Origin of the sequence: Bacillus sp. B25(2016b), from assembly GCF_001679765.1 — a bacterium.
Taxonomy (GTDB): Bacteria; Bacillota; Bacilli; order Bacillales; family Bacillaceae_G; genus Bacillus_A; species Bacillus_A thuringiensis_K.
This window is the reverse complement of record NZ_CP016285.1, coordinates 2,036,481-2,057,032: the sequence shown is the minus strand read 5'-3', so window position 1 is coordinate 2,057,032 and position 20,552 is coordinate 2,036,481. Positions and strand designations below refer to the sequence as shown.

The following is a 20,552-nucleotide window of genomic DNA, read 5'->3' as shown; positions in this document are numbered from 1 at the left end:
AGAACTCATACTTTCGTATGAGTTTCGTACAATTACTTTGTTTCATCTCTCAGACTCAACGTACCTAAACTTTCATTTGCTTCAAAATGATTATATGCTTTTTCCGCTAATTTTTTCCGTTCTTCTGGTAATTCTATATATTTCATTACGTTTTCAATTATTTTTTCGTACGGAGTAAATACAATTCCTGGCCACTCTACCTCATCTTCTGGATTACTATTTTCGGAAATAATAAATTTCTTATTTGCGACTGCATAAGACACGCGAGGTGTTTCAAGAATTCCTGATAAGTAAAAATGAATATTTAATATAATTTTAGCTCTAGCAATCAATTCATTTCTAACAATTCCCCACGCATTATTTTTAAAAACTATATTTAAATTCGGCGCAACCGCTTTTAGGTGGTCAAAAATAGCTTGCCGCCTCGGATTAAGAGCACCTATAAACAGAATATCAATATCTTCAGTAATCTCATCTTCAAATGCATCTTTTTTTATTTCCAAAGTGGGAGCATAGTTCATTTCTACATGTTTTATTTCTTTTCCTACCCCTTTTTGTTTAAGCCATTCTATATTTTGTTTACTATAATCCCAAATCACTCTATCTTTTAATAATATTAAATAAAGGGGGTGCGCATATGGACTTCCTTCGTATAGCTGTTCTAAATTATAAATAATTGCATCTTTCGGAAGAAGGTTCGGGTTATATGCGTATGTATGTGCTCCAAAAACAACTGTATTCTTTACATTTTCCAGTATTGTTTCTGATATAATTACGGTATTTCCCTCCTGCTCCAACCGCCACTTTAAAGCTCGCGCAACATCTATGAAACTACCGTATGTCTTTGGGCATATAAAAAGACAATAATCATATTCTTTATTCAAATAAACTTCCATTAATCTTAAATTATTTTTATATAAATCTACATCTGGATGTTTAAGTACCAACTCATTTGCATGTTTTCTTGCTACTTTATATAATCCAGCATAATAAGCAGCGATGCATCTTCTTAATTCGATTCTTTCCCGATCCTCATCTAATACATCCATGTTTAAAAGAAGATTTGCGATACAATACGCTTTTAAATGATCACGATCATAATAATAGTCTAGTAGTGGCATCAATTCTTCATACGTATTTCCATGCACCGATTCTCCTAGTTCAATCGCCCATCGCATTAATTCCATGATTACTCCACTACTCCTTTAACCGAAAATGTATTTAATAAAATTTCGCATTATTCTCTACTATATTTGCTATATGAAATGGAATCTTTTCTTTTATCGATTCCAAATACTTCTGCGACACCGCTCCTAAATGTTTTTTATGAGGTATATAGAAAGCACTAATAGAAATTTCATAGTCAAATAAGTAATCATACACATGATAATCTACAAATAGTAGATCATCCTTTGGAAAAGGAATTTCCTTCCCTTGCAGAGCATACATCAAAGCAATATTGTTTTGAGATCGTAATCGATACAACCTTGCAAGTTGGTATAATGGTTCAGCCCGGGTTGGTCTATATTCCCAAGCTTTTTGAAAATAAAAAACAGCTAATGCTAAATATTGCTCTTCTTGCCCTTTAACAGTTTCTTTTTCATCAGCATCTGTCACTTCATTTTGTTTATTTGCTGAACGATTTGCTAACTGCTCATAACAAAATCCTATTCGCAATAACGAATAGAATACCTCTTCAACCCATCCTCCTGCTTCCACTCGTTTTTTATACCATTTAATTGAATTCTCAAATTGACTTAAATGAAAATAAGTCTGAGCTAAATAAAATAAATATCTTATATGCAAATCTGGCGTTGTTTCTGGGTCGTTTATTCCTTGTAACAACAACCTCTCATCTCTTTCAAATTTATCAGCTTTGCTCCCGCCATCTCCGGGATCATTCACGACAAGAGTCTCTAACCGAGCTACCCTCGTATTGTAATTCGCTCCAACTTTTGAACGATCTATATCCCAATACTCATGAGTAACACCGACAGATTTCCATGGTAAAGAAGCTTTTAAAAGACGCGTAAGCCAATATTTAATATGAACATCATATTGCAGTGTAAGATAATGATCTTCCGTTAAGCTCGTTTTATCGAAATTCGGACCAACCTCTAAAATCATATCTGCATCTAATATTAATAAATAATCTGCTTCTGGGTATGTTTTTTGCGCTAACGAAACAGCTAAGCTTCTGTTATAACCAAAGTTTTTAAACGGCTCATGATGAACCGTCCCAGGTATCTCATTTTCCTTACACCAATTTTCAATAATTTCAGGCGTATTATCCGTCGATCCAGTATCACAAATAGAAACAAAGTCTACAATTGATTTTGTTGCATTTAAACATCTTTCCATAATTCTAGACTCATTTTTGACGATCATACAAAGACATAACTTTTTTTCTTCCTTTACAGACTTCACTTGCTCATTTCCCATTTAACCACCTCATATTTTATTAACACGCTCTTCTCATATGTAACAACATTTCTTAGCTATACTGATGACATAAGCACCCTTTTACTATTTATGAAAACTTCATTTTATTTATTCTTACTTTTATGTTGGGACATATTTCATGCAGCGCTTTATATTTGATACAATCAATACAAAAAACATAATGCGGGAATCCGTACATTTCAAAGTCTAAGAGGAGGTTATATTTTGTTGGATTACATTTGGCTAGATGACAAATCACCAATTTTAGAACAACTACCAAGCACCTGTAAATCTGCAGCTATATTGCTACACCCTTTTGTCCAAATGCCTTTAGGATGGGAAAAGTCTGTGAGAAAAAGACCATATGAGCACATCTATCCTAGCGCTGAAGAAATCGTTCATAATGGAAAATCCGTTTCTTGGAAGGAAATGATGTCTTATAGTGGATTACATTCATACGCAGAATTAGCAATGGCCATGTTGACTTCCATTGGTGCTTTTACAGAAGAATATAAAAGAGAGGATTTAGCTGAAAAGCTATATTCAAACTTAAAAAAAGATCTTTATTATCCAACAGAAGATTTTACGTCTATATTTTTATTACATAAATTACTTAAACTCCTCGGTTCTAAAGGTGCAAAAAATTTATATTTCTCTGAACCAATTCTTGATACAAACGGATTATTAGCGGTAGATAATACTACTCCATTAGATATTTGGGACATTAGCAATAATGAGTTAATTATTACTGGCGAAGATAATGAGTATGCGTTTATGAGTATATTTAATTCCTTTATAACCTTATTATTAGCTAAAGAAGAAAATATAGAATATATTGTTCATTCAATGAACGTTGAAGCTGTCATTTGTGACAAAAAAACGATGATTGATTGGTATTTTTAAATTAGTAGTTTCTTAAACTATAAAAAAGAAACTTGCGCTTATGCACAAGTTTCTTTTCAAAAACATCCTTATTTTTTCACAACTTCATGTCCACCGAACTGATTACGTAGTGCTGAAACTACTTTTCCATGGAATGTATCATCTTCCTGAGAACGATAGCGCATAAATAATGACATAGCGATAACTGGTGCTGCAGCTTGAAGTTCAAGTGCAGTTTCAACAGTCCATTTTCCTTCTCCTGAAGAGTTCATTACACCTTTAATGCCATCTAGTTTCGGATCTTCTGCAAATGCTTTTTCAGTTAAGTCCATTAACCAACCACGGATAACTGATCCGTTCGCCCATACTTTTGCAACATCTTCATAATTAAAATCAAAGTCACTCTTATCTAGTACTTCAAATCCTTCAGCGATTGCTTGCATCATGCCGTACTCAATACCGTTATGAACCATTTTCAAGAAATGACCACTACCAACACGGCCAGCATAAGAATAGCCATTTTCTACTGCTAAATCTTTAAATAAAGGTTCTAATTGGTCGTAAATTTCTTTTTCTCCACCAACCATTAAGCAAGCACCGTATCTAGCTCCTTCTACACCGCCTGATGTACCGATATCTACATAATGTAATCCGAAGCTTTTTGCTTCTTCAGCACGGCGTAACGTATCTTTATAGAATGAATTTCCGCCTTCAATAACGATATCACCTTCATCTAATAACGGATAAACATCTTTTAATACTGACTCTACAACTTCTCCTGCAGGCACCATTACCCAAATTGTACGAGGAGCTTCTAGTTCAGCAATCATTTCTTTTAATGTATGACGTGCAGTAATTCCTAGTTTTCCTGCCTTTTCAACAAGCTCTTTATTTACATCGTATACTACTACTTCATGCTTGTCTTCATGTAAGTGTTCAGCTAATGGGAATCCCATTTTTCCTAATCCAATTAAACCTAGTTTCATATTAATCAATCTCCTATTCTATACAAATATATTTAATATCGAAATTAGCCCAAGTGCTACTACAGATAATATAGTCTCCATTGCAGTCCATGTTAATAACGTTTCTTTCACAGTCATTCCGAAATACTCTTTAATCATCCAAAATCCTGAATCATTCACGTGTGATAAAATTAATGACCCTGCACCAGTTGCAAGTGCTAATAATTCAACATTTACACCTGGTGTGCTTGCTGCAATCGGCGCAACAATACCAGCTGCTGTCATCATAGAAACAGTTGCCGATCCAGTTGCGATTCGGATTAGTGCCGCAATTCCCCACCCTAATAATATCGGTGAAATATGTGATTCTTTCGCCATATCTGCAATTGTCGTTCCAATTCCAGAATCTAATAATACTTTATTAAATGCACCGCCTGCACCAATCACTAACAATATGTTTGCAATAGGTCCAAGGCAATCATTTGTAAATTGTAACACTTTATCTTTTGAGAAACCTTTTGCATATCCAAGACTAAAGAAAGAGTAAATGGTTGCAATTAATAAAGCCACAATCGGATCTCCAATAAAGTGTAATACTTGTGCTAGTTGACTCGTTTTATTTAATGCAACTTCTGCTATTGATGCACCAAGCATAAGAAATACTGGAAGTAAAATTGTAAACAATGTATTCCAAAAGCTAGGAAGCTCTTTTTTATTATCTTTTTCAATAAATTGCTCCGCTATATCTAATGGTACTTCCTTATGTATACGAGCACCAATCCATTTCCCGTAAAGTGGACCTGAAATAATTGCAGTTGGAAGTCCGACAATTAACGCATATAAAATTGTCTTCCCTACATCTGCTTTAAAAATACCAACTGCCGCCATTGCCGCTGGATGCGGTGGAACAAGTCCGTGTACGACTGACAGTCCTGCTACTAGCGGAATACCAATTGTAATAAGTGATACCCCAGTTTCTAACGCAATTGTAAATACTAACGGAATTAATAGTACAAATCCAACTTGGAAAAATACCGGAATCCCTACTAAAAATGCAACGAACATCATCGCCCAATGAACTCGTTTCTTTCCAAAACGATTAATTAATGTGTTAGCGATACGTTCAGCACCACCAGATTCGGCCATCATTTTTCCAAGCATCGTTCCTAGTGCTAAAACTATTGCTAAAAATCCTAACGTATTACCAAGCCCTAGTTTAATAGAATCAATAATCCCTGGATCTTTTGGTGAAGTTCCAATTAAAGGCATTCCCATTGCTAATCCTACACCAATTGCTGTTAAAATTAATGCGACAAATGGATGCCATTTTACTACCGTAATAAGTAAAAGTAGTATGACAACTGCCGCTAGTACGATCCCAACTACCATTTCTCCCAATCCCCCTATTGTTTACGTTGGAAAGCAGCTATACAATCAAATTCTTCTTTCAAGCGATTGTAAAGTCGTTCATACATATAAAACATTTCTAAATATATAGCCGTATTTTCTTTATTCGGTACATGATGATGGACAATATCAATCCAATCCTTTACCTCTTCAAGAGAATCAATTTTTCCTACAGCATACAAAGCAACTGCTGCTGCCCCAAGCGCAGATGCTTCATGACTTTCAGGTACAAGCAATTCTTTTCCCATCATATCGGACAACATTTGTCTCCAAAATGCAGATTTTGCAAACCCTCCTGAAACTCGTATTTCAGTAAGTGGCCCTGTACAATCCCTGATTGCGAGTGCTACTGAATATACACTCATACAAACACCTTCCATCACTGCACGTATAAAATGTTCTCGCTTATGTTGAAGATTGATTCCAAAGAATGTACCACGAGCATTTGCATTCCAGTAAGGTGCGCGTTCTCCAGATAAGAAAGGTAAGAACAATAGTCCATCCGCTCCAGCTGGTACGCTTTCTGCATATTTAATTAATAAATCATAAGGATCAATGCCGAGCTTTCTTGCTACTTCTTGCTCTGGACTACCAAATTCATCACGTAACCACCTCAGTAATATTCCACCGTTATTCGTTGGACCACCGATTACCCAGTGCTCATCTGTTAATGCGTAACAAAACGTTCTCCCTTTCTCATCTGTATTTATATTTGATGAGATTGTTCGAACCGCACCACTCGTTCCAATCGTAATTGCAGCCGCACCCGGTGATATCGCACCAACTCCTACATTTGCAAGAACCCCATCACTTGCTCCGATGACAATTGGTGTTTCTGCACTTATCCCCATCTTCTGTGCTAATTCTAGCTTCATACCTGATAAAATATATGTAGTTGGTACAGGGGTTGATAATTGTTCTGGTGACATATGTAACATAGTTAAAACATCTTCATCCCAGTTTAATGTTTCTAAATTAAATAACCCCGTAGCAGAAGCAATCGAATAATCAACTACGTAGCGTGAAAATAATTGGTAAATCACATACTCTTTAATGGAAATGAATTTATAGGCACTTGTATATAACTCTGGTTCCTCTTCTTTCATCCATAACAATTTAGAAAGTGGTGACATCGGATGAATCGGTGTACCTGTACGTCTATAAATTTCATGCCCATTCATTTGTTGTAATAATTTTTCTGATTGCTTCGTACTTCGATTATCTGCCCAAATGATAGAACGCGTTAATGGCGCACCATTTTCATCTACTGCAATTAATGCGTGCATAGCTGTACTAATACCGATTGAAGAAATATCTTCTGGTAATACATTACCTTTTTCAATGGCAACGCTTACACTTTTGTATACAGCGGCACATATTACATCAGGATCTTGCTCAGCCCATCCTACATTCGGTTGAATAATTGGGTAATCGATTGCATGTGATGCAATGACTTTTCCTTTTTCTGTGAACACAACCGTTTTTGTACTTGTGGTACCGATATCAATCCCGATTACTCTCCCCCTTGTTTCCATGCGAATCTTCCCTTCATTTCTAGCAAAATACGATTTAGTAAACCGTTTACATGAATTAGTATATAAAATATTTTTTCATTTATCAAGTTATACAGAGAAAATTTTTTTCGTACCAAAAAATAAATCCCCTCATTCCATTTCACTTATATACTACATTTAGCTTTTCCATGCGGTAAACTTACGTTATATTCGTTACGCAATACACTCTTTCCTCCCATTAACAACACATACATAGTCCTCCATACGTTCTACTTATTTGCTTGAAGAAAGAGTTGAAAAACAATATTCATTTTTAGCGGTCACGTAACATCACCATCAAGCCAAGAAAAGTAACTAACCGCAGAATGAGAATTCTGTGCATTTTGCTCTTATTTATTGTTTTAGGTTCACTAGTCTTTTATCTTGATAAACATAGAGCGCGGCCCCCTACTAACCCTTTTTTATCTTGTAAATATATCTTGCATACTATAAAACCAAAAAGTATTTTTATTTTTCAGAAAAATAAAAACAATAACACGGAATTTATTGTATAATGTTGTAAAAAGATGTCGGAGGGATTTAATGTTAAATAAAATATCTCAATTCACAATTAAGCTTTCATCAATTCTTTTATCACTCTTACTATTATTAAATTTACCTTATTTATTTATCACCCAACAAGGATTTACCTTTCAACCAATTTATTTTTTTAATCAGACCGTTACTATGTTAAAACAGGTTTTTTCCCCTGAATCATTAGTGATTATAGGATCAGACCCGAAGTTTGGCCATTTCAAAAAAACACCATTATTTCCAACTGTTTTAGAACCTTACCTATATTCATTTACTATATTATTTTCAGCCTTTTTTCTTGCTCTCTTTTTATCATCTAGCATGGCATTTTTTTATTTTTTAGCAAAAGATTATATAAAAAAATGGATAAACCGAATTGTGTTCATATTAGAAGCTGTCCCTGATATGATGATGATGATTTGTTTGCAAATATTTTTCATATGGGTACTTCAGAAATTTGGGGAATCTCCTGTCACTATTATTTCTTTTAATGAAAATCGAGCTTATTTACTCCCTATTTTATCATTAGCTGTCTTACCTACATTACAAATGTTTCGGATGATGGTGTTATACATAAAAGAAGAGCAAGGAAAACATTACGTAGAGGTTGCATATGGAAAAGGCCTTACCTCAAGTTATATACTATGCATCCATTTATTCAAAAATATATCTATCCACTTCTTCCACCATTTAAAAACAATTTTTGTTTTCTTACTTTCTAATTTATTCATTTTAGAATTTGTTTTTAATATGGAAGGCATTATTCAATTTTTATTTAATAAGGCGTTTGTTTCACCTCCAGCTGCATTTATCATACTTGTTATGATAATTTTACCATTTTACGCCATTTTCCAAATAGCCTCATTCATGATGAATAGATGGAAAAAGCAATTGAAAGGAGTATCATTATGAAATCTATTTGGAAATCAAAACGCTTTTTAATCGGCTTTGCTTATCTATTCATACTTATTTCAGCTAGTTTTATTTATAGTTGGTTCTTTAAAGATAACATCCCAAAACCTCCTCAGTTACTTTACAATGACAATAACGAATTACTTGGAAAGGCCCCCTTTCCGCCATCGTTAATTCCACCTTTTGGATCTGATCGTTTTGGAGAGTCTGTTTTCTTACAAATTGTAGAAGGAGCAAAATTCACTATTTTATTAGCCGTGGCAATTAGCTTCTTTCGAATTTTATGCGGAACATGTATAGGAATCCTCTTAAGTTTATTTGCTCCAAAACTCAAGAGATTTTTCCAGTCATGCTCAGAAGTTTTTTATTATATTCCAACTCTATTTATCGCATTCATACTCATCACGCCCGTTAATATTATAATTACATCAAATGCTGATGGGGTAGATCCAAATATTTCATTTACGTTTTATCAAGTACTCGTACTTATTTTTGTCGCTCTGCCTACACTTTCTTTATACATATCCTCAGAGGTTGATGAATTTATGAAACAAGATTACATCTTAAGTTCACAATTACTGGGGGCTAGTCGTTTTCATATTATTAAAAAACACTTACGAGTCTTATTACTTGACCGCTTATTTGTATTATTTATGGAACATATCGTCCAAACACTCATACTCGTTATCCATTTAGCGTTGCTTAACATTGTAATTGGCGGCATACAAATGCGTGAACTCTATGACGGAGTGCTCAAACCTGTTTCTCTATCTAATGATTGGGCAGGCCTTATTGGATTAAATCGTAATGAAATGAATCTTTCATGGTGGATTATTTTTTATACTCTCGCTTCATTCTTTATTACCATTCTATTTATTAAGCTTATGACCATCGGGATTCAAGATTCACTGAAAGCAAGAGATTCGCAAATTGTAGCAATTCAAAACGTTCCAGATCATAAAAAATTTGTTAAACATAAAGATTCTTTTTCGTTTGCAAATAAAGTAAACCTTTAATCATTTCTCATTAATCAAGTATGAATTTGCATTGATATTATTAGAAAATAAAGAAGATGATTCCTATTAAATACAGGGATCATCTTCTTATGCTGTCTAACTTTTTTACATGTATTTGCTAGACTCATGCTTTTTATATTTAAAGTGAATTATTTGCAATCACAATTATTATGTTTTTTAAAATCAATTACCATACGCCCTTGAATTCTACCTTGTTCCATTTCTTCGAATACATTTTGTACTTTATCTAGAGAACAAGTTTGAACAACCGGCACTACTTTTCCTTCTGCCCCGAACATAAACGCCTCTTCCAAATCTTTACGAGTACCAACTAGAGAACCAACTACTTCAATTCCATCCAGTACAAGTCGTGGGATGTTTAAGTCCATTGTTTCTACTGGTAGCCCTACTGCAACTACTTTACCGCAAGCACGTACTGCATCAACTGCTGAGTTAAAGGCTACTTTAGAGACTGCTGTTACTACCGCAGCATAAGCGCCACCAAACTCCTCTTGCACAATTTTATCAGCAGGACCTTGAGAAATTGGATTGATAGTCATATCAGCACCAACTTCTTTTGCTAAGGCTAATTTGTCATCATTAATGTCTACTGCGATTACCTTTGCACCAAATACATTTTTAGCATATTGGATAGCTAAGTTACCTAATCCACCGCAGCCATAGATTACAATAGGTTGACTAGGTTTAATATCTGATACTTTAATAGCTTTATATGTAGTTACACCAGCACAAGTAATTGATGATGCTTGAGCAGGATCTAATCCTTCTGGTACTTTTACCGTATAATCAGCTGTAACGATACATTGTTCAGCCATACCACCATCCACTGAATAACCAGCATTTTTAACTTCACGGCAAAATGTTTCTCTACCAGTTACGCAATATTCACAACGTCCACAAGATTGGAACATCCATGCAATGCTTACACGGTCACCTATCTTTAGTGAAGTAACATCATCAGCTATTTTCGTAACAATACCTACACCCTCATGACCAAGAATACGGCCATCAGTGTTACCAAAATCATGATTTGCAACGTGTAAATCAGTGTGGCAAACTCCACAATACTCTACATCTACTAACGCTTCACCTGAGTGTAACGGACGTAATTCTTTTTCAATCACTTCGATGTTTGCTTTGCTGTTTTTATTAACCACTACTGCTTTCATATGTGATCTCCCCTTTAGTGTTTTAGCATTTTAATGAGTTTATCTCACAACTACTTTCTTCACTACTTTGGCTAGTTATTGTACCAAATTTAAGTGTTCAATCATCATTACATCTTCATCATAACATGACACTTCATAAACAGCTTGTGAAATTATGAACAATATTTGAATTATTACACAAATCGGTCTTTATTTTAAATTTTTAAAAATGAGAGTTTATCATTGACTATAAGTAAGTCACATATTTCTAAAACAAAATAAATTAACAAACTTCTCACCGATAAAAAAGCTCTTCACTCAATATTTTCTACATGTAAACACTTAGTTTCACAGTAATATCCTTTGCCACCAACATAAACTTTTTCTATTTTATTTTTGCTATTGGTTGCTAATTTAACTAATATTTCAGAAGGCGAGTGTAAAGAATACCCTTGTTCAAATACATAGACTTCTTTTTTCAAGTAGTCCTGTTCATAAAGATAGCAAGCTAATGCACCGTTCGAAGTTCCAGTCGCTGCTTCTTCATTGATGTCGTATAGCGGAGCAAAATTTCTGCATATAATTCGATTGTCATTAAAATTATATAGATGCATCCCGACAACATTATAATACTTGCTGATTTCTTTAATTTTTTCAAAATTAGGTTGCAGTGCATGTAATTGTGTTTCGCTTTTTATAGGAATTAAAATATCTTTTAAGCCCGTGGAGACAATTTGAATTGGGTATTTATTGTCTATATCTTTACTATCAAAACAGTCGGTGAACTCGTTTGGAGATACAACATCATAGAATATCGGTTTATTTTGTTCCATGAATATAATGTTATCTTTTATAGTAATAGTAAGAACACCGCTGTTCGTTTCAATCGTATAGCGATTCCTGAAAAGTTTATTTAAATGCATTAGTATCGCGAAAGAGCCAATTGTGGCATGACCACATAAATCAACTTCTTCTTTCGGTGTAAAATACTCAAATTTATAATCAGCAAGTTCAGATTCTGATATAAATGCGGTTTCCGCATAGCCCAGTTGTTTGGCTATTTCCATTTTTTGAGTAGTGGTCAATGTATCCTCAATAAATACCACTCCTGCTTTATTTCCGCCTTTATGATCCTTGCTAAATGCACTTGCAACATAAACAGATATTTTCATAAGACACCTTCCTCACTTATAGTAAATTGTAGTATAGAAAGCACTACATATAAATGCCATTGGATAAATTATCTATAGATTAAGAGACAAACTACTTTTAGCATTTGAACTCTCCAAAAATAGTTTGTCTACAGTCTGAAAGCTCTTCATTTGAAGAGCTTTTTTATATTCGCTTCATCGAAATCGTTTCACGTATACTTTGTAAATTTTTTAGAGTTTCCTCTTGTCGCTGCAACGACAACCCTACATACAAAGTATCTAATAAGCTTAACTGTGCTAATCTGGATGAACTTGCTTCTGTGCGGAATTCAGTCTCACGTGTTGATGTATATAACGTTATATCAGCAAGTTGACTTAATGCTGATTTCTTATAGCTCGTAATCGCAATAATTTTGGCCCCTCTTGCTTTCGCTACTTCTAATGCTTCAAGTAATCCTTTATTGCTACCAGAATGAGAAATACCAATAACAACTGAGTTTTTTGAGAGTAAACCTGCTCCCATAATTTGAAAATGCGAATCAGTATGAGCGATACAAGAAATACCCGTTCTCATAAACTTATGATACGCATCCATTGCAATAATACCAGAGCCACCATTTCCATAAAACTCAATTCGACTTGCTTCTTGCAAGGCTCGTACAGCCTGCTCAAGTGCCGTTTCATTTAGCAAATGTAAAGTATCTTGCAGTCCTGTAATATGCGAATGAAAAACTTTTTTAGCAACAGTTACCATACTATCTTCTGCTGATACCTCTTCATGAATATTTTGCATCGGTGTATGTACAATTTCACGAGCTAATGTAATCTTTAAATCTTGAAAACCTTGCAAACCAAGGTGTTTACATAAGCGGAATATCGTAGCTTCGGAACTACTCGTAACTTCAGCTAATTCTGTAATAGATTTATGTACAACATCTTGTGGATGTTTCAAAATATGTTCGGCAATACTTCGCAATTTCGGTGATAAACCATTTAACGAAGCCTGAATCTTTCCAATCCCACTTCTTGTATCAGGCATAGCATATCCTCCCCTTCCATCGTAGCTTTATCCTGTAAAAACCGATTAGTTAAACTAATCATCAGTGGGGATGGTCCCCCACTGATTAGAGTTTCACTTTATTGTACCTAATTATTGAAAGAAGAAAAACCTATATTAGGGATTACTATAAATTTAATTGCTCCTATGTATTCTGTCATACGATATAATAGAATTATTCATACTTATGAATAATTCTCCCCATGTTTAACTGCGTATAATGCGGCTTGCGTACGATCGTCCACTTCCAATTTAGCTAAAACGTTTGAAACGTGTGTTTTCACAGTTTGTTCTGTAATATAAAGTTCTGCTGCAATCTCCTTGTTGCTTCTTCCTTTCGCAATTTCGCGAAGTACCTCTTGCTCTCTTTTCGTTAACATTGAAAAAGGATTTTCTATTTCCTTCTTTACTGCGGAACGCCCTATTAATGCAGGTGTTACTTTCGGGTGAAAATTCGCATTTCCTTGATATACTGCAATAATAGAAGCGACAAGTTGTTCAGGTTGTACTTCTTTTAATTGATAACCATCTGCTCCAGCTTCAAGTGCTGGTATAACATAATCTTGCTCTGAAAAACTACTTAATATAAGTACCTTTATTGTCTCATCGTATTGCTTTAGACGTTTTGTTGCCTCAATTCCATCCATTTTCGGCATCGATACATCCATTAGTACGACATCCGGTTTTTCTTTTTGCACGAAATGTAATGCCTCTTCGCCATTTTCCGCTTCCCCAATAATTTCAAATTCTTCTCTCGTTTTCAAAAAGAATACAAGTCCTCTTCGAACGATATGATGATCCTCAACTAGTAGCAGTTTAATCTTCAACCTTATTCTCCCCTTCAAATCGGCAATTGAATTTCTATTTTTGTACCCTTTTTCAGCTCTGTTGTAATTTGAAACGATCCCTTCATTAACTGAATACGTTCCTTCATACTTTTCAGACCAAGTGCTGATTCCCTTACTTGTTCTTGTATAAATCCTATTCCATTGTCTTCTATGTAAAAATGTAACTGGTTATTTTCTATTTTTAAAAGAACATGTACCTTTTCACACGAAGCATGCTTTTTACAATTATGTAACGCCTCTTGGCTAATACGCCATAAAACTTCTTCTATTTCATCCCCAATTAAAACCATCCCATCAATTCGAACTTCCACTTGAACTCCTAATAACTTCCCGTAATTTTGAATTGCTTCTGCTAATCCTTTCTCTAATCCTTCAGGTCTTAATTGCCAAATTAATAGCGTCATCTCTTGTAATGCTTCTTGTGATAATTCTCCAATATAACTTAACATCTCTTGCAATTCTCTATCTTGCGTCATATTCAGAGTACCTTTCGCTGTTAGCATAATAGAAAATAACAATTGTTTTACTGAATCATGTAAATCACGTGCAAGTCGATTTCTTTCCGCTACCACTACATATTTACGTTCTTTCTCAACTAATTGAATACGTTGTATTGTCGTTCCAATTTGAAATGCAATTGATTCTAATAACGCTAACTCTTCCTCTGAAAAATGAGTCTTGTGAGGTGCAGCCACATTTAGTAGACCAAATTTTTCCAATCCAGACCTAAGCGGAATTGTCGCATGATGTGTAACATCTTCTGTCTCTCCCCAATTACATTCAATTGCATCTTCTATTCGCTTACATTCAATAATATTAGTCGCTTTTTCCAATCTCCCATTCACAAAACGTTCTACACACCAACAGTTTCCTTCACACATCGGCTTCTTCTCTTGCCACGTAAGAGCCTCTGGTAAATTTTCGTCTACAAGCATGCTGTGCTTTCCACTTTCATCAATAAAGAATATCCACCCTGTTTGTAAATTCATAACTTGTAACAATGTATGCAACACTTTTTCTAACATATCCTGTAAGTTTGTTGCTTCATTTAATAATTCAGCAATTTCTTTTAATGCTTCTAAACGATGCATCTCTTTTTCTTCAAAGCTCATTCTCATCACCAACTACAATTATAACATTAAGAAATTTCTAAATTCTATAAATAAAAAAAGAACCGAATTCCTTCAGCCCTTTCTTTATATCAATCATTTTATTATTGTTATTCTATCCAATGTTGGAAGCAAAATTTTTGTTAACAAATGATTCTACTTTAGCTGTCCGATAAAGATTGTCCACCATGGATATGCTGTAAGCCTTCAGTAGTAACAACCATATTCGCTGCTGGCATTTGCACTTGATTTTTATGGAACATAGACATTAATTCAAATCTTACTTGTCTAGAAGTTTCAAAATAATCTTCTGGCTTTATTAAACCTGTAATACAAAATTCATACCCAACATATTTCAAGTTAGGATTTAAGTCTGTAACACCGACGTATTTAAATGGTTCAACAGCCTCATCCTCTACTCTATAAAGAGTTTGATTCAATTTTTCATTGCATATAACACATACTTCTTCTAATAATTCCTTCACTCTTGTTGGATCTTCCTGATAACTTACCGTGATGCGTTCAATTACACGCATCCATCCTTTATTAAAATTTTGTATCGTTCTAATCTCTCCGTGCGGGATGGTAAGTAGTTTTCCTGACCATTCACGAATTTGCATAAAACGAATACTAATCTCTTCAATAGTTCCTGAATTTGTTCCGTTAAAAGTTACAAAATCACCAACCCGAAACTCTTTGTCCGCTAATCTTGCAAAGCCTAATATAACATCTTTTAGCATCTGTTGTGCAGCAAAACCGATGACAACTCCAGCTATCCCTGCACCTGCAATAATACTTTTTATATCTACAAATTGGCTAATTAAATATATGATAAGACTGATGATAATGATATATCTAAAAATAGATCGAATTACACTTTGAATCGTCTGCTCTACCTCTTCATCAAAAAAGCTTGATTTCCTAAAAAACCAATCAATAATACGGTTTATTACAAAAGAAATAATGATTAAAACTAAAGCAAATAGTAAAAATCTTAAAAGTAAAAACTCTCTTACATAATTAAAAAATTCTTCAGTATGCGTTAATAAGCTCATTTAACCACTTCCTTACTAATTAAAAAATTCGTAATCGCCTAAGTTTGTTCTAGAAAAATCTATTATCCTAATCTTAAATGCCACTACCCTTACTATGTATTTTGACTCTATTACTAATTCACTTTAAACAGTATGTCTAGCTGTTCTTTTTCCTTTCCCTTTAAATATACCCTTTTTAATAATCTAAAGGGAGCTAATAGTGATTTTTTTTAATATTACAACTTTATTCTACTCATTAAGATTTCAATTAATTTATTTATTAACTAAGTACAAAAAAGAGCTGAACTCATCAGCTCTTTTATTCGATATTAATTGTTGTCTTACTGTTTTTTTCTTCTTTCAATTTTGGTAATTCAATTGTCAATACGCCATCTTTATAATTTGCTCTAACATTTTCTGCCTCAACTTGTTTAAAACTAAAGCGTCGAGTTACAGAACCTATAGAACGTTCTTTACGAATATATGTGCCATTCTCATTTTTTTCTTCTACTTCATTATGGTTAGTTGCTTGAATCGTTAATACATCTTGTTCAAAATCAACTTGAATGTTTTCTTTTTGAAAACCTGGTAAATCTGCTTTCACAGTATATTTATCAGATTGCTCATGAACATCTACTTTAAAAGTATCCATGTTCAGTGGCTTAAAGAAAGCATCTGTCATCCCTTCTAATAAAGAAGGCCCAAAATCAAAAATACCATTTTGACGTTTTGTTATCTCTGGAAATAAATTACGCATATTTTTTCCTCCTTATTATTTATGAATGAAAGATTATCTCTTTCTGCCTTTATTATAACACTTGGTCAAAAAAGGTCAAAGATTTTGTTTGACCTTTTTTGATGTATATTTTACCAAATAACACAAATAAGTTATATGTCATCTCTCCCCTTATAAAGAGGAATATATTTACATAATAACGAATAGTTTATTTGCTCTTATTTTTTCTTACGGAGGTTACATACAATGGGATATATTGAAGAACTTAGAAAAGTTGTCGGATCAAGACCACTCAATTTATTAGGCGTTGCGGTAGCTGTTTTCAATGAACAAGGACAAATAAAAGAGACCTTTTTAAAGGCCTTTTTTTTATTTCACTTCTGCATGTAAACAAGATTTAAAATGTCCAAGTGCAAATTCATGTCCTTGCGCATTAAAAGATGCAACTGCCTTTTCATAAACAACAATTTTAAACCCTTTATTATACGCATCTACTGCTGTATGAAGAACACAAATATCAGTACATACCCCTACAAGATGAACCTCTTCAATTCCTCTTTCTCTTAGCTTCATCTCTAAATCCGTTCCAGCAAATGCACTATACCGTGTTTTATCCATGTAATATACATTCTCTGCATTTTTATATGTTTCGTACACATCTTGTAATTCACCAAACAAATCTCTTCCACTTGTACCAGCTATATTATGAGACGGGAATAACTTTGATTCTGGATGATATACATCATTTTCTTCATGTTTATCAATAGCAAAGACAACGTAATCTCCATTTTCAATATATTGCTTCGTTATATGTACAATTTCCTTCTCAATTTCCTGTCCTGGTTTTCCGCAAGTTAAAGCACCTTTTTTCGCTACAAAATCATATGTATAATCAATATTAATAAGAGCTCGTTTCATAACCACCATCTCTCCTTCTTCTGTTTCACAGTAAACAATAGAAAATTTGTTATTACGACATCATGTGTACTATTCGACATTTTAAATGAAATACCTACATTTTTCTTCTGAAACTTACCTTAGTCCGAGTTTATCATATAATAGATAAACAATGGTAAAACAAATAGCTCCTATTAACAAGTCATGAATTTGATAATTGAGCGTAGCTTGAATCATCTCTTGTATCGTAAACCAAATTACTGCCATCATTAGGCTAATCAAAATGATACGAATACACCGATTCACATCTTCAACCTCTTTCTCTGTCATAGTAGTAACAAGTGATTACTTCCTATTTAATCGTATTAGAAAATGAAATAAGTTATTCACTCTTGCACACTCTAGTCCAAACAAAAAAGCACACTACTTTTTGAGTAATGTACTTTTTATTCATATTAAGACGCTGGTTTTGTCTCAAATGTTGCTTGATTAAAACTAATAACCTTTCCTTTCGGGTCATTGTTTTCATACTGAACTGCAGTAATTGTATGACTACCTGTTTCCAGCGTTTTTTCTTTTAACTGCACTGTTGTCTGCGTTGTACTAGTTACTTGATGTTTATCCGTATACATTTGATCTACAAATACGAATGTTTCTTTATCACTTTGAAAATTAGAAAGTTCTAATTCAACTTGCTGAATTAACGTATCCTTTTTGATGAATACAGTCGGTATATTGCCGTTTTCTGAAGTACCATCTGGAGTAATAACTTTTACTTTCCCTTCTCCAATTGACATTGCTCCTTCAGGAAATTCAACCATATTCTCATCACTTGCGTTTACAACTTGTTCTTCCTGTTTTGATTGCGCGTCCTCTTTTTCCTGTGGAGCACCGCAACCAACTAATAACAATACAGACAATCCAGTGATTATGAATTTTTTCAAAATTCATCCCCCCTGTAACTTCATTATAATTTATTATACAAAAATAACTTTTAAATTTTGAGACTACTTTCAACACTTTCATGAACAAATAGAATCTTGCTCACGATTAATGTATCATACTTTCCTTAATAGAACATTAATTTTTTTTATGAAATAAATAGTAATTTCCTCTTATCTATCATTTTAGCCCAACATATGAATTACATACCCTCAAAAATAAAAAGACATTGTTAGTTCAATGTCTTTTCTATACAGCAATTAAAAAACAAACGTTGTAATCTCATCTACTTCTTTTCTTGGAAGTTTCTTCGGTTTATCTTTCGGAAATCCGAGTGAAATAACCATATTTATTTGTTTTTCAAGCTCAATTTGTAAATATTGGCGCAGTTCATCTTGAGCTAGCAATACTGGCCCTGTCATTGGACAAGTACCAAGCCCCTTTGCATGTGCAGCTAACATTAAGTTTTGTGCCGCTAAACAACTACTCTTAATGCCTTCTTCTTCCCAAACTGAATTTGGAACAAAAGCAATTGGATCAAATATCTTTTCACGGAACTTTGATTCATATGGTGTTGCCAAACATACGATTAATACTGGTGCCTCCGAGAAAGCTGTTGCATATGGTCCGAAAGAACGTGTAAGTAATTTCCCTGCTTTCTCTTCTCCATTTTCTGCTGCTTTTGCCGCAAGTTTATGTAATGCATCCCATGTCATTTGTTCAATTTCTTTAATCTTCTCTCGATTCATGATAACTAAGAATTCCCACGTTTGTGAATTGGTATCACTCGGTGCGTAACGAGCACAATCAATTATTTCTTTTATATCATTAGTAGATACTTCTTGATCTGTAAACTTTCTAACACTTCGTCTTCCGTGAATTACTTCTTTAAAATCTTCATAATTCATATATTAAATCCCCTTTTTACAGCGTTTTCAAAACTTGTCCTATGCTTGAATTATATCATGAAAAAAAGCCGGAAGAATACCAGCTTTTTTCTTCATGATTAATTTGTCACTTTAAACAAACGAATACTCTCTTCGTATGCAGCTTGTAGTTTTTTCGTAATTGGTCCTCTTTCACCAGCCTCGAACTGTTCATCACCAATTTGAACGACTGGGAATATTTCAAGTGGCGTCGCTGTAAAGAAGCACTCCTCAGCGTCATATACTTCTTGTAATGAAAACTCTCGTTCCTCTACATCGATATGTAACTCTTTCGCTAATGTAATTACGTAGTGACGTGTAATACCATGTAAAATGAAATGATCCGCTGGATGTGTAATTAACTTATTATTCTTCACGATAAAGAAATTGGAATGACATCCTTCAGTCACAATACCATCTCGTACTAATATTGCTTCTTGATAACCTTGTTCATTTATTTTGTTTTTGATCATGATATTAGGAAGCAAATTTAAAGATTTAATATGGCAAAACTTCCACCTGATGTCCTCTTCTACTGTCACCTTAATCCCTGCCTCCATTGAAGCAACTGGTCTTGGGAACGAAACAAGATTTGCAAAATATGTCGGTTGTAAATCTGATTCATATACATGATTGCGCGGTTGTGCACCTCTTGATATTTGTAAATATACATTCCCATCTTCTTGAAATTGATTTTTTTCAATCATTTGATATAACTCTTCTACTAATTCTTCCTTCGTAAATGGTGGAATTAGTTTTATTTCTGCCATAGAGTTAAAGAATCTTTTCAAATGTAAATCTAATAAATGAGGCTTGCCGTCGTATAGTCTAAATACTTCATAAATCCCATCACCAAATTGGAAGCCTCGCTCTTCTAATGCGACCATCGGCTGTTCTTCCTTCGTATTAATCATTCTCCCATTAAACAAGATCCAATCTTTATGAGTAGCTTTCATTCTTCCCCACTCCTTT

20 protein-coding genes and 1 pseudogene are annotated in these 20,552 nt (G+C 34.0%); 4 read left to right on the top strand and 17 right to left on the bottom strand.

What is annotated here, in order from left to right; all coding sequences use genetic code 11:
• Positions 1–32: 32 nt before the first annotated feature.
• Positions 33–1,187, bottom strand: a complete 1,155-nt coding sequence (locus BAQ53_RS10600) for a CgeB family protein (protein WP_000422329.1) — start codon at positions 1,185–1,187, stop codon at positions 33–35.
• Between the two features lie 34 nt (positions 1,188–1,221).
• Positions 1,222–2,442, bottom strand: a complete 1,221-nt coding sequence (locus BAQ53_RS10595; RefSeq protein WP_000526227.1) for a glycosyltransferase family 2 protein — start codon at positions 2,440–2,442, stop codon at positions 1,222–1,224.
• Positions 2,443–2,581: 139 nt separating this feature from the next.
• Here BAQ53_RS10595 and BAQ53_RS10590 point away from each other — a divergent pair.
• A pseudogene (locus BAQ53_RS10590) lies at positions 2,582–3,345 on the top strand (DUF2711 family protein).
• Positions 3,346–3,413: 68 nt separating this feature from the next.
• On the opposite strand, the gene gnd reads toward BAQ53_RS10590, so the two are convergent.
• The 3 genes from gnd to gntK are packed head-to-tail and all read right to left on the bottom strand — an operon-like array spanning position 3,414 to position 7,231.
• Positions 3,414–4,310: a phosphogluconate dehydrogenase (NAD(+)-dependent, decarboxylating) gene (gene gnd, locus BAQ53_RS10585; protein ID WP_000765982.1), complete on the bottom strand. Its 897-nt coding sequence runs from the start codon at positions 4,308–4,310 to the stop codon at positions 3,414–3,416.
• A gap of 18 nt (positions 4,311–4,328) precedes the next feature.
• Complete coding sequence (locus BAQ53_RS10580; RefSeq protein ID WP_000260203.1) at positions 4,329–5,678, bottom strand: GntP family permease; 1,350 nt, start codon at positions 5,676–5,678, stop codon at positions 4,329–4,331.
• Between the two features lie 14 nt (positions 5,679–5,692).
• Positions 5,693–7,231 carry a gluconokinase gene (gene gntK / locus BAQ53_RS10575; RefSeq protein WP_000449996.1) on the bottom strand — a complete coding sequence of 513 codons (1,539 nt, stop codon included), beginning with the start codon at positions 7,229–7,231 and terminating at the stop codon, positions 5,693–5,695.
• 561 nt (positions 7,232–7,792) lie between these two features.
• On the opposite strand from gntK, the gene BAQ53_RS10570 reads away from it, so the two are divergent.
• Together BAQ53_RS10570 and BAQ53_RS10565 are read left to right on the top strand one after the other, a co-directional pair.
• Positions 7,793–8,695: an ABC transporter permease subunit gene (locus tag BAQ53_RS10570; protein WP_046946344.1), complete on the top strand. Its 903-nt coding sequence runs from the start codon at positions 7,793–7,795 to the stop codon at positions 8,693–8,695.
• Entirely contained in the window at positions 8,692–9,711 is a 1,020-nt protein-coding gene (locus BAQ53_RS10565) for an ABC transporter permease (RefSeq protein WP_000836556.1), read from the top strand. The genes BAQ53_RS10570 and BAQ53_RS10565 overlap by 4 nt, the downstream gene beginning before the upstream one ends.
• A gap of 149 nt (positions 9,712–9,860) precedes the next feature.
• Here BAQ53_RS10565 and adhP read toward each other — a convergent pair whose 3' ends face one another.
• The 7 genes from adhP to BAQ53_RS10530 form a co-directional block, all read right to left on the bottom strand.
• Positions 9,861–10,901 (bottom strand): alcohol dehydrogenase AdhP, encoded by a 1,041-nt coding sequence (gene adhP / locus BAQ53_RS10560; RefSeq protein WP_046946346.1) that lies wholly within the window; start codon positions 10,899–10,901, stop codon positions 9,861–9,863.
• 293 nt (positions 10,902–11,194) lie between these two features.
• On the bottom strand, positions 11,195–12,052 hold the full coding sequence (locus BAQ53_RS10555) for a PhzF family phenazine biosynthesis protein (protein WP_208906838.1): 858 nt from the start codon (positions 12,050–12,052) through the stop codon (positions 11,195–11,197).
• A gap of 163 nt (positions 12,053–12,215) precedes the next feature.
• Positions 12,216–13,070: a MurR/RpiR family transcriptional regulator gene (locus BAQ53_RS10550; RefSeq protein WP_001113484.1), complete on the bottom strand. Its 855-nt coding sequence runs from the start codon at positions 13,068–13,070 to the stop codon at positions 12,216–12,218.
• Positions 13,071–13,273: 203 nt separating this feature from the next.
• On the bottom strand, positions 13,274–13,915 hold the full coding sequence (gene casR / locus BAQ53_RS10545) for a two-component system response regulator CasR (protein ID WP_000694627.1): 642 nt from the start codon (positions 13,913–13,915) through the stop codon (positions 13,274–13,276).
• Between the two features lie 14 nt (positions 13,916–13,929).
• Positions 13,930–15,048, bottom strand: coding sequence for a two-component system sensor histidine kinase CasK (gene casK, locus BAQ53_RS10540; protein ID WP_000007231.1), 1,119 nt, complete (start codon positions 15,046–15,048; stop codon positions 13,930–13,932).
• Positions 15,049–15,206: 158 nt separating this feature from the next.
• Positions 15,207–16,100 (bottom strand): mechanosensitive ion channel family protein, encoded by an 894-nt coding sequence (locus tag BAQ53_RS10535; protein WP_000055370.1) that lies wholly within the window; start codon positions 16,098–16,100, stop codon positions 15,207–15,209.
• Positions 16,101–16,398: 298 nt separating this feature from the next.
• Positions 16,399–16,836: an Hsp20/alpha crystallin family protein gene (locus tag BAQ53_RS10530; RefSeq protein ID WP_001245051.1), complete on the bottom strand. Its 438-nt coding sequence runs from the start codon at positions 16,834–16,836 to the stop codon at positions 16,399–16,401.
• Positions 16,837–17,061: 225 nt separating this feature from the next.
• On the opposite strand from BAQ53_RS10530, the gene BAQ53_RS10525 reads away from it, so the two are divergent.
• The gene (locus BAQ53_RS10525; protein WP_002163998.1) at positions 17,062–17,205 is read left to right on the top strand and encodes a hypothetical protein; all 144 of its coding nucleotides are present in this window, start codon (positions 17,062–17,064) and stop codon (positions 17,203–17,205) included.
• Here the strand turns inward: BAQ53_RS10525 and BAQ53_RS10520 are convergent.
• The 5 genes from BAQ53_RS10520 to dat form a co-directional block, all read right to left on the bottom strand.
• Positions 17,185–17,733: a cysteine hydrolase family protein gene (locus tag BAQ53_RS10520; protein ID WP_000816794.1), complete on the bottom strand. Its 549-nt coding sequence runs from the start codon at positions 17,731–17,733 to the stop codon at positions 17,185–17,187. The genes BAQ53_RS10525 and BAQ53_RS10520 overlap by 21 nt on opposite strands.
• Before the next feature lie 114 nt (positions 17,734–17,847).
• Positions 17,848–18,042 carry a hypothetical protein gene (locus tag BAQ53_RS10515; RefSeq protein ID WP_000136532.1) on the bottom strand — a complete coding sequence of 65 codons (195 nt, stop codon included), beginning with the start codon at positions 18,040–18,042 and terminating at the stop codon, positions 17,848–17,850.
• A gap of 125 nt (positions 18,043–18,167) precedes the next feature.
• Complete coding sequence (locus tag BAQ53_RS10510) at positions 18,168–18,656, bottom strand: putative periplasmic lipoprotein (protein ID WP_000713492.1); 489 nt, start codon at positions 18,654–18,656, stop codon at positions 18,168–18,170.
• A gap of 258 nt (positions 18,657–18,914) precedes the next feature.
• The gene (locus BAQ53_RS10505) at positions 18,915–19,562 is read right to left on the bottom strand and encodes a nitroreductase family protein (RefSeq protein ID WP_001105286.1); all 648 of its coding nucleotides are present in this window, start codon (positions 19,560–19,562) and stop codon (positions 18,915–18,917) included.
• A 98-nt stretch (positions 19,563–19,660) separates the two neighbouring features.
• A complete protein-coding gene (dat, locus tag BAQ53_RS10500) occupies positions 19,661–20,536 on the bottom strand; it encodes a D-amino-acid transaminase (RefSeq protein ID WP_000648388.1) in 876 nt (291 codons plus the stop codon).
• Positions 20,537–20,552 lie beyond the last annotated feature (16 nt).

Bases quoted from the DNA above. Each gene is read 5' to 3' on its own strand.
- BAQ53_RS10600 (WP_000422329.1), bottom strand. From the start codon at position 1,187: ATGGAATTAATGCGATGGGCGATTGAACTAGGAGAATCGGTGCATGGA.
- BAQ53_RS10595 (WP_000526227.1), bottom strand. From the start codon at position 2,442: ATGGGAAATGAGCAAGTGAAGTCTGTAAAGGAAGAAAAAAAGTTATGT.
- gnd (WP_000765982.1), bottom strand. From the start codon at position 4,310: ATGAAACTAGGTTTAATTGGATTAGGAAAAATGGGATTCCCATTAGCT.
- BAQ53_RS10580 (WP_000260203.1), bottom strand. From the start codon at position 5,678: ATGGTAGTTGGGATCGTACTAGCGGCAGTTGTCATACTACTTTTACTT.
- gntK (WP_000449996.1), bottom strand. From the start codon at position 7,231: ATGGAAACAAGGGGGAGAGTAATCGGGATTGATATCGGTACCACAAGT.
- BAQ53_RS10570 (WP_046946344.1), top strand. From the start codon at position 7,793: ATGTTAAATAAAATATCTCAATTCACAATTAAGCTTTCATCAATTCTT.
- BAQ53_RS10565 (WP_000836556.1), top strand. From the start codon at position 8,692: ATGAAATCTATTTGGAAATCAAAACGCTTTTTAATCGGCTTTGCTTAT.
- adhP (WP_046946346.1), bottom strand. From the start codon at position 10,901: ATGAAAGCAGTAGTGGTTAATAAAAACAGCAAAGCAAACATCGAAGTG.
- BAQ53_RS10555 (WP_208906838.1), bottom strand. From the start codon at position 12,052: ATGAAAATATCTGTTTATGTTGCAAGTGCATTTAGCAAGGATCATAAA.
- BAQ53_RS10550 (WP_001113484.1), bottom strand. From the start codon at position 13,070: ATGCCTGATACAAGAAGTGGGATTGGAAAGATTCAGGCTTCGTTAAAT.
- casK (WP_000007231.1), bottom strand. From the start codon at position 15,048: ATGAGCTTTGAAGAAAAAGAGATGCATCGTTTAGAAGCATTAAAAGAA.
- BAQ53_RS10535 (WP_000055370.1), bottom strand. From the start codon at position 16,100: ATGAGCTTATTAACGCATACTGAAGAATTTTTTAATTATGTAAGAGAG.
- BAQ53_RS10530 (WP_001245051.1), bottom strand. From the start codon at position 16,836: ATGCGTAATTTATTTCCAGAGATAACAAAACGTCAAAATGGTATTTTT.
- BAQ53_RS10525 (WP_002163998.1), top strand. From the start codon at position 17,062: ATGGGATATATTGAAGAACTTAGAAAAGTTGTCGGATCAAGACCACTC.
- BAQ53_RS10520 (WP_000816794.1), bottom strand. From the start codon at position 17,733: ATGAAACGAGCTCTTATTAATATTGATTATACATATGATTTTGTAGCG.
- BAQ53_RS10515 (WP_000136532.1), bottom strand. From the start codon at position 18,042: ATGACAGAGAAAGAGGTTGAAGATGTGAATCGGTGTATTCGTATCATT.
- BAQ53_RS10505 (WP_001105286.1), bottom strand. From the start codon at position 19,562: ATGAATTATGAAGATTTTAAAGAAGTAATTCACGGAAGACGAAGTGTT.
- dat (WP_000648388.1), bottom strand. From the start codon at position 20,536: ATGAAAGCTACTCATAAAGATTGGATCTTGTTTAATGGGAGAATGATT.